Below are 14,886 nucleotides of genomic sequence, written 5' to 3'. Positions count from 1 at the left end.
CCGACTAGCGATCGATCCCGTCGAGCTCCAGGCTCGGCCACACGACGTTCTTCGCCAGCGGCAACTGATGCGATGCGCTCTCAAGGATGTGCATGAGGTAGCCGCCGGTGTTGATCAGCGCGATGACGTCACCGGCCGCCACGCCGTGCGGGAAATGCATCCGCCGACGCAGAATGACCTCGTCCTCGATGCAGTAGGCACCGACGAGGAATCCGTCGAGGGGCTCTCCCGGGGCGTTGGTCCTTACCAGGACGGGGTCGACCATGAAGTCGTCGGAGGTGGAGCGGCACTGGGTGCGGTTCATCTCCAGACCGATGAGCGGCACCCCGTCGCTGCGGCGCTTGATGAAAGCCACGCGGGCGAGAGTCACTCCGCAGCCGTCGGCGAGGCTCCGGCCAGGTTCGAGGTGCAGCGCCAGCCCCGCCCGACGCAGGAGGCCTGCGCACGTGTCTCCACTCTCGGGGCGGGCGGAGAGCAGCTCGCGGAGCCACTCGCCCCGCGTCGGGGCCTGGTAGTAGGGGTAGACGGTGCCGAGCCGGTGATCCCGCCACGTGATGGACTCCGGCTCGCCACCCGCCCCCAGGACGTCCCAGAACTCACGCCACTGGGTCTCGTCGGTGAGGTAGCTCATCGGCACTCCCCCTCCCAGATCGAGGAAGGTCGGAGCATGGCCGAGACTCCGCAGCTCATCTGCCATCCGGACGGACTCCGCTATCGCCGTGGCCCGGTCGGCCACGGCGTACCCGTGGAGGTGGACGTGGAGGCCGGTGACGCTGACTCCCGGCTGAACCTCAGACAGCGCCGCGATCCAGGTGTCACGCAGTTCCCCGAAGCGGGTGGGAGGGACCCCGGAGGCGGGGTCTGGAGCCAGCCGGGGGGCGACGGCGACAAGCCTCCCGGGGGAGGCGAGGCGCTCGATTCGACGTAGTTCGGACACGTGGTCGACGGAGATCGTCGCGCCGCTGTCCGCGGCGAGGGCGAGCAGCTGATCGGTTTTGACCGCGGCGCTGACGATGATCCTGGCGGGAGGCATGCCCAGATCCAGCACCTGACGGAGTTCGGCGTGGCTGGCGACGTCCACACCGTGACCGTCCTCGATCGCACGCTTCACAAGGGCGTGGGTCTTGTTCGCCTTTCGCGCGAAAAAGACCCTGGTCTCAACGCCGGACTCTCGGCCCGCGGCAACGAGCTCCGCGGCGTTTCTCCCGAGCGGCGAAGGGTCCAGGACGTTGACCGGGGACCCGAACTGGTCCAGTAACCCCGTGACGGTCTCTGGATCACCCAGCAGTTCGTCCATCCAGGGCTCGCGCCGCCCCGTGAGTGGGGGCGCTCCGTGCACTGCGGTGTTCATTGGCTACCTTTCTGGGTGATGCGGCGCGCCCACAGGTCAACAGCTGGGTGAAGCGCGCGGTTGAGGGTGTCGTTGCCGATGACCACATCTTCGGTGGCGCGTCCGATGCAGGCCAGACCGGGCACCGGCACGCCATCGCGGTCGAGGCAGTTGGCGTCCGGGGCCACCGCCACTCCGCGACGGCCCGCCGGGGAGACGATCACCCCGTCGTCGACCAGTCTGCCGACCAGCGATCCGGGGACCACCCCGGGGGGAGGCAGCACGGCGTCGACGATCACGTCGGGCGCTGCTGGGAGGCCGATCGGGGAGGCGCCGTCGAAGTGCGCCCGCTCGAGGGATGTGGGATCAATGAGGCCGGCCTCGATGAGGGCCAGGATCTTGGCGGCATTCACCGGGGGCGGCCCGAAGGCCACTCGCTCCAGCGTGCTGGCGAGCCGGGCGAACGGGGCGAACCCCTCGACGGTCCCTTCGAAGCGGTACCGCAGGGCGTCGTAGAGCCCACGCCAGGCGTGCCCCAAGGCCCAGGAGGTGCCGGGATCGGAAGAGCCCGCCACTGCGGTGAGACGCTGGCGCAGCGCCTCCGTGGCATCGCCCCGGCCGGGGTCGAGCAGGCTCGCCAGCCGGTCCGGGTCCGCCCCCAGCGCCACCGCCGTGGTGTGCACGGCCCCGAGCGACGCCGTCGGGGTCTCCGCACTCAACACTGCGGCCCTGCCGACGCGCAGGATCTCGGGGTCGGCCTCGGCCAGCAGGGTTCCCGGCTGGGGTTTCGGATCCATCCACCGCCCGGAGCGGCCCACCGGCCACAGTGTGCGCGGTTCCCGGCCTGAGCGCTCGTAGGCCAGGCCCGTCGCCCAGTCGCCGATGAACCTTCCCCCGCGACCCTCGGTGAGCGCCAGCGCTGCGTCGATGAAGGTGAGCGCCGCGCCGCGGAAGGCCACTCGGCACCCCGGCGGGACGTCGTCCTCGCCCAGCCACCGCTGGACCGGAAAAACGGCGGGGATAACCCCGTCGCCGTGAAGTTGTCCCGGCCAGCTCCCTTCATGCCCGGTGGCGAGCAGGACCTCGTCGAAGATCTCTCCGTCCACGACCCAGCCGGCTCCGGACGCGGCGAGCTCGGCGACGTTCAGGCTGCGGTGAGCGAGCAAGGATCCGCTCGGCGTCTGCTGGTTCAGCCATCCCCAGAACCAGCCGAGATAGCGTCCCACGAGGGCCCGCGGCGGAAACGGCTCCAACGGTTCGCGCTCGCCCGTGGACAGCCTCCAGGCGTTGAAGGATGGGATGGTGTCTTCTCCTGGCCAGGCGGCGGAGACGACGGCGGAGTTGACGTTGAGCCTCAGATACTCCGGCTGCGTAGGGTCGTAGGCGGCCCCCACCCCCGGGTCGCGGGGATCGAAGAGGACGACGTCGAGGCACGTCCCCGGCGCGGCGTGTGCCCAGAGTCGCTCCACTGCGAACAGCCCGCGGGGCCCGGCTCCGACGATGGCGACCCTCATGGGGCGGCGGCGAAGTCGGCCACCCGTGCCCGGAGCTCAGCGCGCGTGACCTCGAAGGTTCGGCACACCCAGTCGTCGTCGTAAACGGTGTCGAGGTAGGGCATGCCCCCATCGTGCACCATCACCACGACAGTGCTGCCCGCCGGGAGGTTGGCATAGTCAGCGCGCAGCGCCGAGATCACCGCTCCGGTCGAGGCTCCGGCCAGCAGACCCTCGGTGAGCGTCAGCGCGCGGGCCCCGATGACCGCACTGAGGTCGTCGACGCGCGCGACGCGGGCGGGGCTGGAGTACTGGGAGAGCGGCGGCACGAAGCCCGCGCCATAGCCTGACAACATCCTGCGGCCGCGAGTGCCTCCGAAGAGGACGGACCCCTCGGCGTCGACGGCCACCACATCGGTGCGCAGGGCTCGCTCGCCCACCACGCGAAGGCAGCCACCGACCGTGCCGGTCGTGCTGGTCGCCACATAGAGCAGGTCCGGCTCCCCCGCCTGCTCAAGGATCTCCCGCATGGTGCCGTCCGCGTGGGCCCTGATCGCCGCAACGTTGGAGTACTGGTCGAGCGTGATGGCGCCCGGGATCGACCCGAGCAGTTCCCGCACCCGGGCGAGTCTGGCGACAAGCCAATCCCCGGTCTCAGGGTCCGGCTCCGCGATCCGGTGGACGCGGGCCCCGTAGGCCTCGATCGCCGCGATCGTGCGGGCGTTGGCCCTGGGGTCGACCACGCACTCGAATGAGAACTCAAGCAACGCGCTGAGACGAGCGCAAGCCATCGCGAGGTTGCCCGAGCTCGACTCGACAACGACGGTCCCAGGCTTCAGCCGGCCACTCTCCCAGGCCTCTCGGACGATGCCCAGAGCAGAGCGGTCCTTGGCGCTTCCCGTCGGGTTGCGATTCTCCAGCTTCCCGAAAACCCGGACGTCCGGCCTGCGGAAGAGGCGCTCCAGGGAGGCCAGCGGCGTAGACCCAACGTCCGCCCCGATGGAGGCTGGGAAGCGTGCGCTGCTCATGCGCCGACACCGGAATTCACCCTCACACACTAGCGCCGAGCCGGATCCCCGGGTTCACCCGCGAGGGTGCAGACGATCATCTGCATTCCTTGGACAGTGCATACCCCCAGGGGTAGCATGGCGGGCATGAGAGAAGTCGATATCCCTACGCTCCGCGCTGCGCTCGACCAGGGTGCGTTCCTGCTGGACGTGCGTGAACCGCACGAGTACGAGGAGGTGCACGTCCCCGGCGCCGTCCTCATTCCCCTCGGCCAGGTGGCCGACCGGGTTGACGAGCTACCCGAGGATGTCTGGGTCATCTGCCGCAGCGGCGTCCGCAGCCTGAAGGGGGCCGAGGCGGTAGCGGCGTCGGGCCGTAGCGCCTGCTCCGTCGCGGGCGGCACCCTCGCGTGGATCGACGCCGGGCTCCCCGTCGCCACAGGAACCCAGCCCAACTGACCGCCAGGAGACTGATCATGCCCACCATTCACACCATTGAGACCAAGTCCCTCGGGGACCGGAGCTACCTCGTCCACGACGGCGACGTCGCCTTCGTCATCGACCCGCAGCGCGACATCGAACGTGTGCTCAAGCTCGCCACTGACGAGGGCGTTCGCATCGAAGCCATCTTCGAGACCCACATCCACAACGACTACGTCACGGGCGGCTATGCTCTGGCGCAGCAGGTCGGAGCCAAGTACTACGTCAACGGCGACGACGACGTGAGCTTCGAGCGCACGCCCATCGCCGACAAGGACGTTATCGACGTCGGTTCCATGAAGGTGCAGGCCCTGCTCACGCCCGGGCACACGTTCACGCACCTCTCCTACGCCCTCCTGGACGACGCAGAGCCTGTGGTCTTCACCGGCGGATCCCTCCTCTACGGAGCGACCGGGCGCCCTGACCTGCTCGGCAAGGAGCATGCCGAGGCGCTGGCCCGTCATCAGCACGCCTCCGCCCACAGGCTGGCGAGCGAACTCCCGGACGAGACCCAGATCATGCCGACCCACGGCTTCGGCTCGTTCTGTTCCGCGACCCCGACCACCGGGGATTCCTCGACCATCGGGCTCGAGAAGAAGCAGAACCCCGCCCTCACCCAGGGTGAGGAAGAGTACGTCGAAGCTCTCCTCGCCGGCCTCGACGTCTTCCCCGCCTACTACGCACACATGGGGCCCGCGAATGCCTCCGGCCCTGACGCTTCGGACCTCTCCCCGGTTCACCGCGCCGACAAGCAGGAGCTCCGCGCCCGCCTGGAAGCCGGCGAATGGCTGGTTGACCTGCGCACCCGCACCGCCTTCGCGGCCGGGCACGCACCCGGCACCTACAACATCGGCCTCGACGGACAGTTCTCGACCTACCTGGGTTGGCTGATCCCGTGGGGAACGCCGGTGACACTGCTGGGCGAGTCGGAGGAGCAGGTGGCTGAAGCTCAGCGCGAAATGACCCTCATCGGTATCGACCGCGCCGCGGCGTCGGCGACGGGCGGGCCGTCGGACTGGACCGACGACGAATTGGGGACACTGACCCGCGCAACATTTGCCGATCTGGCCCAGGTCAAGCACCACCGCGAGGTGGTCATCCTCGACACCCGCCGCAAGCAGGAATGGGACGAATCCCACATCGAGGGCGCCGTCCACATCCCGCTCCACGACATCCTCAAGAGGATGGATGAGGTTCCCGACGGCGAGCTGTGGGTGCACTGTGCCGGCGGTTACCGGGCGTCGATCGCCTCGTCGATCCTCCAGGCAGCGGGCAAGACCGTCGTTCATGTGGATGACAGCTTCGATGAGCAGGCGCGGGCGGCCGGGCTGACGCTCGTCTGATGGCCTGGCCCTGGGCGATCCCCCTCGGCCTCCTGATTGGCGCCGTGCTCGGCGCCATCGGGGGCGGAGGGGCGATCCTCACTGTCCCTGCCCTCATCTACATCTTCGGGCAGGGCGCTGGCGCCGCGACCACCGGCGCGCTCATCATCGTTGGCTTGACGTCACTGGTCGGGGTGATCCCCCACCAGCGCGATGGCAACGTCAGATGGCGGGAGGGACTCACCTTCGCGCTCCTTGGGATCGCCGGAGCTGCGGCCGGGTCCATCGCGTCGGTTCGCGTCCCAGATACGGTGCTCACCGCCGCGTTCTCGGTGCTGATGCTGGTGGTCGCCGCCGTCATGCTTCGACGCCTCCGGGGCACCCGCCCGGATCCGCAACGTAAGGGGTGGCTGGCGGTGATCGCGACCGCGACGGCGGTGGGCCTCCTGACTGGGTTCTTCGGCGTAGGCGGCGGCTTCGCGATCGTGCCGGCGCTGACACTGGTTCTGGGATTCTCCATGCCCGCAGCGGTCGGGACGTCTCTCTTGGTGATCAGCATCAACGCCGCCACGGCCCTTGGCACCCGGCTGCTCGGTGGCACAGGAGGTCTGGACTGGCCCCTGCTCCTGGCGTTCAGCGTCACCGCGGCCGCGGGCAGCCTCCTAGGGGCCCGGGTCGGCAAGAGGCTCGGCCCCCGGGTCCTGACAATCTCGTTCGTCGTCCTCATGATTGCCGTAGGGCTATTGATGGCGGCGGGCAGCATCCCCGAACTGCTCTGACGGGCCTGACGGTCCTCCATTTCCCCCTGAGTTTGCGAGGGACGTCCGACCGTCCCCGTCGCTTCTCTGAGGGCCCACGAGAGGTGACATTCAGCGACATGTACGACCACTGTGGTCCCGCGTGTCACCAAACTGCCCCTTTCAGAGTGGGTAAGGAGAAGCCCCACTTCCAGGTGAGGGAGACGGGAGAGGCCAACCGCTTTAGAGGCCGGCTGGGCCGGGGGTTATCAACAACGACAAGACACGGCGGGAAAACCACTCGTCCGGTGACGACACTGCAATCGCGGCCCGCTGGAGGCCGCTCGGAACTGTAGGAGTTCACGTGCGCAGGCTCACCGTATTCGTCATTCTCATCGGGCTACTGATGGCTCTTCTCGCGGGCGGACAACAGGCCCAGGCACGGCCACAAGACGGTCACCTCACAGGCTCGGGACACTGGGTGGATCTGCCCGGGACCGGGCGGTCATGGTACGGAGCCCAACACCTCGGTCCGGCCGTCGCCTACTGCGCCGACCTGATGTCCGCCCCGCCGCGCACGGCAAGCGCCTGGGTCGCGGCGCCCCTGGGGGCGCCGATCAGCAAACAGGCAGGCTTGGCCCAGGGAAAGCTTCTTCCACACGGCGAAGGCGGCGCTGACCTCAATGAACGCGAGCGAGCGGAACTGGCGTGGGTGCTGAGTCGTACCGGGCACTCCCCCTCCCCAGACCTCGGCGCGGCTGTCGAGCACTTCGTCCGGCTACGCACAGTCGGCGACGCCGCCCAGGAACGCAGAGAGGCCATTAGATGGCAGGCAGTAACTCAGAGTCACCCAGGAGCTCAGAAGGAGTTCGACCGCATCACGCGGGAAGCCACCCGCTACGCCGGACCCTACTCCGCGAAGCTCGTCTGGGCGAAGCGCCCCTCGCTCGACGATGTGCACGGGACGCTGATGGTGGAGGTGAGGTCGCACGCGGGTCACTCGGTCAAGCACCTGCCTCTCAGCGCAGCCGGCGATGGTGACCTCGTCGTCGACAGTGCCGACCCAACCACCGGACCGACCGGTCTCGCCCTCGTCCACGTGACCCTCGAGGCCCCTCAGATCGCCAGCACCCGGGGGGCCGTCTCCGTCACGGTCTCAGGTCTGCCTGCCGTATCCCCTGAGCTCCATGTTCCTGCCGAGGCGACGGTCCAACGTCTGCTCGTTGCGGCCCCGGACACACGCCTGACCGCCACGGCCACCACTGAGCTGACCCCGCAGTTTCGGCCGAAGGTCACCACGCGTACCCGAGACATCGTCGCGGTCAGTGGGGAGCCTGCGGTCGACATCATCTCGGTTGAGGGAGGCCGCCCCGGAGCCGTCTTCGACGGCAGCACCAGCCTTTACGGACCGTTCGCCAGCCTCGAGGCGCTCAAGGCCGGCTCCCCCGAGGACGCAGCTGTCGTGGGCACCGCCAGTTTCACGGGACGCTACGACAACCAGGGCAACGCCGAGGTGGCTTCAGAGGCCCTCGTCTTCCCCGCGCCCGGGTACTACACCTGGGTTGAGAGCTTGTCCCCGGCCGAATTCGTGACGCCACCCCAGCCGCCCCAATGGCCGCAACTGCCGGAAACCAGCCTGGTCATCGATCCGGCCGTGTCCACGACGCTGACTCCACACCGTCACGCCAAACCGGGTGTGGAGGTCAGCGACACCATCCACCTCGCGGGCGTCCCAGGACGTCTCGTGCCCGACGGGTCGACCTTGATGGTGACCGCCAGTGGACGCGTCGCAGGGCCCATCGAGCCGCTCGCCGGTAGGGATGGCGCTCTCTCTTGCGATGGACTGGACTGGTCCACGGCGCCCACGATCAGCGCCTACCGGGACGAGGTCGTGGCCACCGACCGCCTCGCGGGCCTGGCACCAGCCAGGCTGGAGTCCCCAGGCTGCTACTCCGCCGAGACCACCCTGGCGATCCAGCACCCGTCACGACCGCCCTTGGTCGTGGAGCATCCCCTGGGCCATCCCGACCAGACGATCCTCGTCACAGCCCCAGATCCTGAGCCGGAGCCTGCGCCGAGCGCGCCCGCGACCCCGACACCCACGCCGACTCAGCCGTCGCGTCCGACAACTCCTGCGCCCGAGCCCGAGAAGCCGGGCCTTCCGTCGACCGGGCGCTGAGGCCACAGCCATACTGAGGACCCTGCCTCGGGCAGACTATGCACCCATGAGAACCCAGAGCCTTCGCCTCGTCCTGCTGGCGATCCTCAATTCGATCGTGCAATTTCTCGGGGTGATGCTGTGGCGTTGGCCCATCGGAAACGTCTTCCTCCTGTTCTGGGTGGAGAACGTCATCATCACCATCATGTCCATCGCCCGGGTCGCAGCGGTCCCGCGCGGAGACGGCGGTGAGCTGGCGGGCAAACTGATCGCGTCGTCCGTGCTGGCCATCTTCGCGGTGGTGCACGGGGCGTTCACCGTCGCGCTCGCACTGGCGACGGGATTGAACCTCGGGGCCGCCTTCTTCGCCGTGCCCGTGGTCGTGCTCATTCTGCGGTACGCGGTGGAGGCACTGGGCTGGTTCGGTCCGCGCGCGCCTCGGCCGTCCTCGATCGATGACGGCTACCGCTTCGCCCTCCGGAGAATCGTCACGCTCCACATCGCCATCATGGCCAGTTGGTTCGTGCTGGTCTTCGGGATCATCCGCCTGGTGCAGGACGGAGGAGCAGCGGCACCGCTCGGCGCCTCGCTGCCGCTCGTGGCGCTGGCAATCCTTCTCCTGGCCAAGACCGTGTCGGAGATCTCGTCGCTCCGCGGCCAGGCAGCGGTGCAACCGGCTCCATCCCCGTAGAGCCGCACGATACGACAAGAGCGGCCCTCCCCTTCGGGGTGGGCCGCTCCTGTTGTGCTGGTGACTACTTGGCGCGCTCGACGATTTCGACGAGACGCCAGCGCTTCTGCGCCGACAGCGGACGGGTCTCCATGACCCGAACGCGGTCGCCGGTGTTGGCGTCGTTGTTCTCGTCGTGGGCCTTGACCCGCGACGACTTGGTCATGACCTTGCCGTACAGCGGGTGCTTCACGCGGTCTTCGACGAGGACGACGATGGTCTTGTCCATCTTGTCGCTGACGACGACCCCGGAGAGCACCTTGCGGCGGCTGCGCTCTGCAGTGGTGGTTTCTTCACTCATGTTCACTTCTCCTGTGCGGCCGGCTCGTCAACGATGCCGAGGTTGCGCTCCTGCAGCACGGTGTAGATGCGCGCGATGTCCTTGCGGACGTTGCGCAGCCGGCTGCTCGACTCCAGCTGGCCGGTGGCCGCCTGGAAGCGGAGCCCGAACAGCTCCTCCTTCAGCTCAACGACCTTGGCGTTGAGCTGGTCACGCGACAGACCACGGAGGTCGTGTGCGGTGAGAGACTTACTCATCAGATGTCACCTGCTTCGCGCTTGATGAAGCGTGCCTTGAAAGGCAGCTTGTGGATGGCCAGACGCATGGCCTCTCGGGCCACATCCTCCGGGACGCCGGAGAGCTCGAAGAGCACGCGGCCCGGCTTGATGTTGGCGACCCACCACTCGGGCGAGCCCTTGCCGGAGCCCATGCGGGTTTCGGCCGGCTTCTTGGTCAGGGGACGGTCCGGGTAGACGTTGATCCAGACCTTACCGCCACGCTTGATGTGGCGGGTCATCGCGATACGAGCCGCCTCGATCTGCCGGTTGGTCAGGTACGACGACTCGAGCGCCTGGATTCCGTACTCACCGAAGGCCAGCCTGGTGCCACCCTTGGCCGCGCCATCCCGCTTGGGGTGGTGCTGCTTACGGAACTTAACTCGACGAGGAATCAGCATGATCAGGCTCCTGCGTTCTCAGTTGCGGGCGCAGCCTGCTCGGCTGCGTCGGCGCGGCGTCGACCGCCGCGCTCGGGACGGTCCCCACGACCCTCGCCGCGAGCCGGACGACGGCCCGGACGCTGACGGTTGCCGGGGGCGGAGGCGCGGGCGGCCTTCTGGGCGGCGCGCTCGGCACGAGTGCCTGCGACGTCACCCTTGTAGATCCACACCTTGACGCCGATGCGACCGAACGTGGTGCGGGCCTCGTAGAAGCCGTAGTCGATGTCCGCGCGGAGCGTGTGCAGCGGCACCTGGCCGTCGCGGTAGCCCTCGGAGCGGGACATTTCCGCACCACCGAGTCGGCCGGAGCACTTGATGCGGATGCCCTTGGCACCAGCCCGCATCGCGGTCTGCTGAGCCTTGCGCATCGCGCGGCGGAACGCCACGCGGGCACCGAGCTGCTCGGCGACGCCCTGGGCGACCAGCTGCGCGTCGATCTCCGGGTTCTTCACCTCAAGGATGTTCAGCTGAACCTGCTTGCCGGTGAGCTTCTCCAGCTCGGCGCGGACGCGCTCGGCCTCGGCACCGTTACGGCCGATGACGATGCCCGGACGGGCAGCGTGCAGGAAGATCGTCACACGCTCGGAGCGACGCTCGATCTCGATCGAGGACACGCCGGCGCGCTCAAGGTTCTTGGTCAGGTACTCCCTGATCTTGACGTCCTCACCGACGAACTCCGAGTACTGCTTGTCGCTGTACCAGCGGGTCGTGTGGTCGGTGGTGATGCCGAGACGGAAGCCGTTCGGGTTGATCTTTTGGCCCATTATCAGGCTCCCTTCGTCTCGCGGGGTTCGACGACCACGGTGATGTGCGACCCACGCTTGAGGATGCGGCTGGCCGAACCCTTGGCGCGGGGGCGAATACGACGGAGCGTCACGCCCTCGTCGACGAACGCCTTGGAGATGTACAGGTCGTCGGACCGCAGCGCCTCAGCCGACTCCGCGTTGGCGATCGCCGAGGCGACCACCTTGTAGACCGGCTCGGAAGCGGCCTGCGGGGCGAACTTGAGTGCGACCAGGGCGTCCTTGACGTCCATGCCGCGGACCAGATCGACGACGCGACGGACCTTGGTGGGGCTCATCCGGACGTGGCGCGCGATGGCGTACGAGCCAGGACGATCCCCGAGCAGGGTCTCGCGACGACGGCTGTTGCCGTTCTCGTTGCTCATAGTTGAATCAGTTCCTTTTCTCGCGCCTCAGCGGCGACGGGCCTTCTTGTCGTCCTTCACGTGCCCCTTGAAGGTGCGCGTGGGAGCGAACTCGCCCAACTTGTGACCGATCATCGACTCGGTGACGAACACCGGGATGTGCTTGCGACCGTCGTGCACCGCGATGGTGTGCCCGAGCATCTCGGGAATGATCATCGAGCGGCGCGACCAGGTCTTGATAACGTTCTTCGTGCCCTTTTCGTTCTGCACGTCCACCTTTTTCTGCAGGTGGTCGTCGACGAAGGGGCCCTTCTTCAGGCTGCGTGGCATAGTTCTTCAGGCTCCCTATCAGCGCTTCTTACCGGTCTTGCGACGGCGGACGATCAGGCGGTTGCTCGCCTTGTTCTTGTCGCGGGTGCGGCCCTCAGGCTTGCCCCACGGCGATACGGGGTGACGGCCACCGGAGGTGCGGCCCTCGCCACCACCGTGCGGGTGGTCGACCGGGTTCATGACGACGCCACGGACGGTCGGGCGGACGCCCTTCCAACGCTTGCGGCCGGCCTTGCCCCAGTTGATGTTGGACTGCTCGGCGTTGCCGACAGCGCCGACGGTCGCGCGGCAGCGGACGTCGACCATGCGCATTTCGCCCGAGGGCATGCGCAGGGTGGCGTACTTGCCCTCGCGGGCGACGAGCTGGATCGCTGCGCCGGCCGAGCGGCCGAGCTTCGCGCCGCCGCCCGGGCGCATCTCCACCGCGTGCACCGTGGTGCCCACAGGGATGTTGCGCAGTTCGAGGTTGTTGCCCGGCTTGATGTCGGAGCCCTCACCAGCGGTCACCGTGGTGCCCTGGGTGAGCCCGTTCGGGGCGATGATGTAACGCTTCTCGCCGTCCAGGTAGTGGAGCAGCGCGATGCGGGCGGTGCGGTTCGGGTCGTACTCGATGTGAGCGACCTTGGCCGGGACCCCGTCCTTGTCGTAGCGCTTGAAGTCGATGATGCGGTAGGCCTGCTTGTGGCCGCCGCCGATGTGACGCGTCGTGATTCGGCCGGTGTTGTTGCGGCCACCGGTCTTCGGCTTCGGCGCGAGCAGCGACTTCTCCGGCGTGGAGCGCGTGAGTTCAACGAAGTCGGCGACGCTGGAGCCGCGACGGCCCGGCGTAGTCGGCTTGTACTTACGGATACCCATGAGTGTTTCTCAGTCCTTCTCTTCTAGCGCTCCGGTCAGCCGACCGGGCCTCCGAAGATGTCGATGCTCTGACCCTCGGCCACGGTGATGATCGCACGCTTGGTGTCGGCCTTCTTGCCGGACCCGTAGCGGGTGCGGCGGCGCTTGCCCTGGCGGTTGAGGGTGTTCACGGAGGTGACCTTGACGTCGAAGATGGCCTCGATGGCGATCTTGATCTCGGTCTTGTTGGCGTCCGGCGCGACGACGAAGGTGTACTTGCCGTCGTCGAGCAGGTTGTAGCTCTTCTCGCTCACCACGGGACGCAGGATGACGTCGCGGTGGTCGCGGATCTTAAGCGCTTGCGTCACTTGTCCGTCTCCTCGGTCTTCTTGGCCTTGGCCTTGGGAGCCTTGGCGGGCTTCTCGTCGGTTTCTGCGACGGGCTCCGCTTCAGCGTCAGCCTCGACGGCAACGTTCCTGCCACCGGCCGGCCCGGCCACGAACGCGGCGAGGGCGGCGGAGGTGAACACGACCTTGTCGTTGACCAGCACGTCGTAGGTGTTGAGCTGATCGACGGCCAGTGCGTGAACCGTCGCCGAGTTGCGGACGCTCAGCCAGGCGACGTCCTCGAAGCGATCAAGCACGAGGAGCACCTTGCTGACGTCGCCGGCGACGGCGGTCAGCGCGGCCAGCGCGGCCTTCGTCGACGGCTTGTCACCGGCAACGACCTCGGAGATGACGTAGACCTGGCCGTCGCGGGCCCGGTCCGACAGGGCGCCACGGAGGGCGGCCGCGATCATCTTCTTGGGGGTGCGCTGCGAGTAGTCACGAGGGGTGGGGCCGTGGACCACACCACCGCCGGTCCAGATCGGGGAACGCCGCGAGCCGTGGCGGGCACGGCCGGTGCCCTTCTGACGCCAGGGCTTGGCGCCACCGCCACGCACTTCGGCGCGGGTCTTGGTGTCGTGCGTGCCCTGACGGGCAGCAGCGAGCTGGGCCACCACGACCTGGTGGATCAGCGGAATGTTGGTCTGCGCGTCGAACAGCTCGGCGGGCAGGTCGGCCGTGCCGGCCTTCTTGCCCTTGGCGTCGACCACGTCAACGGTCAGGTCGCTCATGATGCAACACCCTTCTTGGCAGCGCTGCGGACGACGACGAGCGACCCGTTGTTACCGGGGATGGCGCCGCGGACAAGCAGCAGGCCACGCTCCACGTCGACAGCGTGGATCTTCAGGTTCTGGACAGTGATCTTCTCGTTGCCCATGCGGCCAGCCATGCGGAGGCCCTTGAACACACGGCCGGGGGTGGCGCAGCCACCGATCGAGCCGGGTGAACGGTGCTTACGGTGCACACCGTGCGAGGCGCGCAGACCGTGGAAGCCGTGGCGCTTCATGACGCCGGCGGTGCCCTTGCCCTTGCTGGTGCCGGTCACGTCGACGAACTCGCCGTCGGCGAAGACCTCGGCGGTCAGCTCCTGCCCGAGGGTGAACTCGGAGGCATCGGCGGTGCGCAGCTCAACGAGGTGCTTACGGGGGGTGACGTCCGCCTTGGCGAAGTGGCCAGCGGCGGGCTTGGTGACCTTCTTGGCCTTGATGGCGCCGAAGCCGAGCTGAACGGCGGAGTAGCCGTCGACCTCGGGGGTGCGCACCTGCGTGACCACGCAGGGCCCGGCCTGGATCACTGTTACGGGGACGACCTTGTTGTTCTCGTCCCAGAGCTGGGTCATGCCGAGCTTCGTGCCCAGGATGCCCTTTACAATTCGTTCACTCATCTTCTCAGACCTCACGGAAGCTTGATCTCGATGTCAACACCGGCTGGCAGGTCGAGACGCATCAGCGAATCGACGGTCTTCGGCGTCGGATCGAGGATGTCGATCAGGCGCTTGTGCGTGCGCATCTCGAAGTGCTCGCGGCTGTCCTTGTACTTATGGGGCGAACGGATAACGCAGAACACGTTCTTCTCCGTCGGCAGCGGCACTGGGCCGGCCACCTTCGCGCCCGTGCGAGTCACGGTGTCGACGATCTTGCGCGCCGAGCTGTCGATGACCTCATGGTCATACGCCCGCAGCCTGATGCGGATCCTTTGTCCAGCCACAGTCGTTCCTTACTTCTAGCCCTTTGGAAATTTCAAGTTCCTGTGGGGTAAAACCCCTTGTCGCTCCGTACCCCGCGGTCGGGAGTGTCGGAACCTTCCCACATGCCCGATCCGCCTCCCTCGACTCGCGTCGAAGGGGCCGAATCTCGTATGTGAGTGCTGTCTCGACCACAATCGGGGAGGTAACAGGGCGTTTTCAGCCTCGCACCCCTCGCGGAGCAACCCTC

The 14,886-nt window shown here is 67.7% G+C and carries 19 protein-coding genes; 5 read left to right on the top strand and 14 right to left on the bottom strand.

Annotation, left to right across the window (positions count from 1 at the left end):
- Positions 1-4: 4 nt before the first annotated feature.
- From RPIT_RS03075 to RPIT_RS03065, 3 genes are read right to left on the bottom strand one after another with little or no spacing between them, the layout of a single operon-like run.
- Positions 5-1,351, bottom strand: coding sequence for a type III PLP-dependent enzyme domain-containing protein (locus RPIT_RS03075; protein ID WP_077340540.1), 1,347 nt, complete (start codon positions 1,349-1,351; stop codon positions 5-7).
- Positions 1,348-2,844 carry an FAD/NAD(P)-binding protein gene (locus RPIT_RS03070; protein ID WP_077340538.1) on the bottom strand — a complete coding sequence of 499 codons (1,497 nt, stop codon included), beginning with the start codon at positions 2,842-2,844 and terminating at the stop codon, positions 1,348-1,350. The genes RPIT_RS03075 and RPIT_RS03070 overlap by 4 nt, the downstream gene beginning before the upstream one ends.
- Entirely contained in the window at positions 2,841-3,851 is a 1,011-nt protein-coding gene (locus tag RPIT_RS03065; RefSeq protein ID WP_077340536.1) for a pyridoxal-phosphate dependent enzyme, read from the bottom strand. Before RPIT_RS03065 ends, RPIT_RS03070 begins: the two co-directional genes overlap by 4 nt.
- Before the next feature lie 126 nt (positions 3,852-3,977).
- Here RPIT_RS03065 and RPIT_RS03060 point away from each other — a divergent pair, with 126 nt between their 5' ends.
- The 5 genes from RPIT_RS03060 (at position 3,978) to RPIT_RS03040 (ending at position 9,218) form a co-directional block, all read left to right on the top strand.
- Entirely contained in the window at positions 3,978-4,289 is a 312-nt protein-coding gene (locus RPIT_RS03060) for a rhodanese-like domain-containing protein (RefSeq protein ID WP_077340535.1), read from the top strand.
- A 17-nt stretch (positions 4,290-4,306) separates the two neighbouring features.
- Complete coding sequence (locus RPIT_RS03055; protein WP_077340533.1) at positions 4,307-5,653, top strand: MBL fold metallo-hydrolase; 1,347 nt, start codon at positions 4,307-4,309, stop codon at positions 5,651-5,653.
- Positions 5,653-6,411, top strand: coding sequence for a sulfite exporter TauE/SafE family protein (locus RPIT_RS03050; protein ID WP_077340531.1), 759 nt, complete (start codon positions 5,653-5,655; stop codon positions 6,409-6,411). The genes RPIT_RS03055 and RPIT_RS03050 overlap by 1 nt, the downstream gene beginning before the upstream one ends.
- A gap of 322 nt (positions 6,412-6,733) precedes the next feature.
- On the top strand, positions 6,734-8,548 hold the full coding sequence (locus tag RPIT_RS03045; RefSeq protein WP_077340529.1) for a hypothetical protein: 1,815 nt from the start codon (positions 6,734-6,736) through the stop codon (positions 8,546-8,548).
- A 46-nt stretch (positions 8,549-8,594) separates the two neighbouring features.
- Entirely contained in the window at positions 8,595-9,218 is a 624-nt protein-coding gene (locus RPIT_RS03040; RefSeq protein ID WP_077340527.1) for a DUF6498-containing protein, read from the top strand.
- A 64-nt stretch (positions 9,219-9,282) separates the two neighbouring features.
- Here the strand turns inward: RPIT_RS03040 and rpsQ are convergent, their stop codons facing one another.
- The 11 genes from rpsQ to rpsJ are packed head-to-tail and all read right to left on the bottom strand — an operon-like array spanning position 9,283 to position 14,659.
- Positions 9,283-9,558, bottom strand: coding sequence for a 30S ribosomal protein S17 (gene rpsQ, locus RPIT_RS03035; RefSeq protein WP_077340525.1), 276 nt, complete (start codon positions 9,556-9,558; stop codon positions 9,283-9,285).
- Positions 9,559-9,560: 2 nt separating this feature from the next.
- A complete protein-coding gene (gene rpmC / locus RPIT_RS03030; RefSeq protein WP_077340523.1) occupies positions 9,561-9,794 on the bottom strand; it encodes a 50S ribosomal protein L29 in 234 nt (77 codons plus the stop codon).
- Positions 9,794-10,213, bottom strand: coding sequence for a 50S ribosomal protein L16 (gene rplP / locus RPIT_RS03025; protein WP_077340521.1), 420 nt, complete (start codon positions 10,211-10,213; stop codon positions 9,794-9,796). Before rplP ends, rpmC begins: the two co-directional genes overlap by 1 nt.
- 2 nt (positions 10,214-10,215) lie before the next feature.
- Positions 10,216-11,019, bottom strand: a complete 804-nt coding sequence (gene rpsC / locus RPIT_RS03020; protein ID WP_077340519.1) for a 30S ribosomal protein S3 — start codon at positions 11,017-11,019, stop codon at positions 10,216-10,218.
- A gap of 2 nt (positions 11,020-11,021) precedes the next feature.
- Positions 11,022-11,423, bottom strand: a complete 402-nt coding sequence (gene rplV / locus RPIT_RS03015) for a 50S ribosomal protein L22 (protein ID WP_077340517.1) — start codon at positions 11,421-11,423, stop codon at positions 11,022-11,024.
- Between the two features lie 27 nt (positions 11,424-11,450).
- Positions 11,451-11,732, bottom strand: coding sequence for a 30S ribosomal protein S19 (gene rpsS / locus RPIT_RS03010; RefSeq protein ID WP_077340515.1), 282 nt, complete (start codon positions 11,730-11,732; stop codon positions 11,451-11,453).
- 18 nt (positions 11,733-11,750) lie between these two features.
- Entirely contained in the window at positions 11,751-12,587 is an 837-nt protein-coding gene (rplB, locus tag RPIT_RS03005; RefSeq protein WP_077340513.1) for a 50S ribosomal protein L2, read from the bottom strand.
- A 35-nt stretch (positions 12,588-12,622) separates the two neighbouring features.
- On the bottom strand, positions 12,623-12,934 hold the full coding sequence (gene rplW / locus RPIT_RS03000) for a 50S ribosomal protein L23 (protein ID WP_176789281.1): 312 nt from the start codon (positions 12,932-12,934) through the stop codon (positions 12,623-12,625).
- The gene (gene rplD / locus RPIT_RS02995) at positions 12,931-13,683 is read right to left on the bottom strand and encodes a 50S ribosomal protein L4 (RefSeq protein ID WP_077340511.1); all 753 of its coding nucleotides are present in this window, start codon (positions 13,681-13,683) and stop codon (positions 12,931-12,933) included. Before rplD ends, rplW begins: the two co-directional genes overlap by 4 nt.
- On the bottom strand, positions 13,680-14,336 hold the full coding sequence (gene rplC / locus RPIT_RS02990) for a 50S ribosomal protein L3 (RefSeq protein ID WP_077340496.1): 657 nt from the start codon (positions 14,334-14,336) through the stop codon (positions 13,680-13,682). The genes rplD and rplC overlap by 4 nt, the downstream gene beginning before the upstream one ends.
- 11 nt (positions 14,337-14,347) lie before the next feature.
- Complete coding sequence (rpsJ, locus tag RPIT_RS02985) at positions 14,348-14,659, bottom strand: 30S ribosomal protein S10 (protein WP_077340494.1); 312 nt, start codon at positions 14,657-14,659, stop codon at positions 14,348-14,350.
- Positions 14,660-14,886: the final 227 nt, after the last annotated feature.

The sequence above is a fragment of the Tessaracoccus flavus genome, from assembly GCF_001997295.1.
GTDB classification, from domain to species: domain Bacteria; phylum Actinomycetota; class Actinomycetes; order Propionibacteriales; family Propionibacteriaceae; genus Arachnia; species Arachnia flava.
The sequence above is the reverse complement of the archived record's forward strand: the minus strand, read 5'-3'. Positions and strand labels throughout refer to the sequence as shown.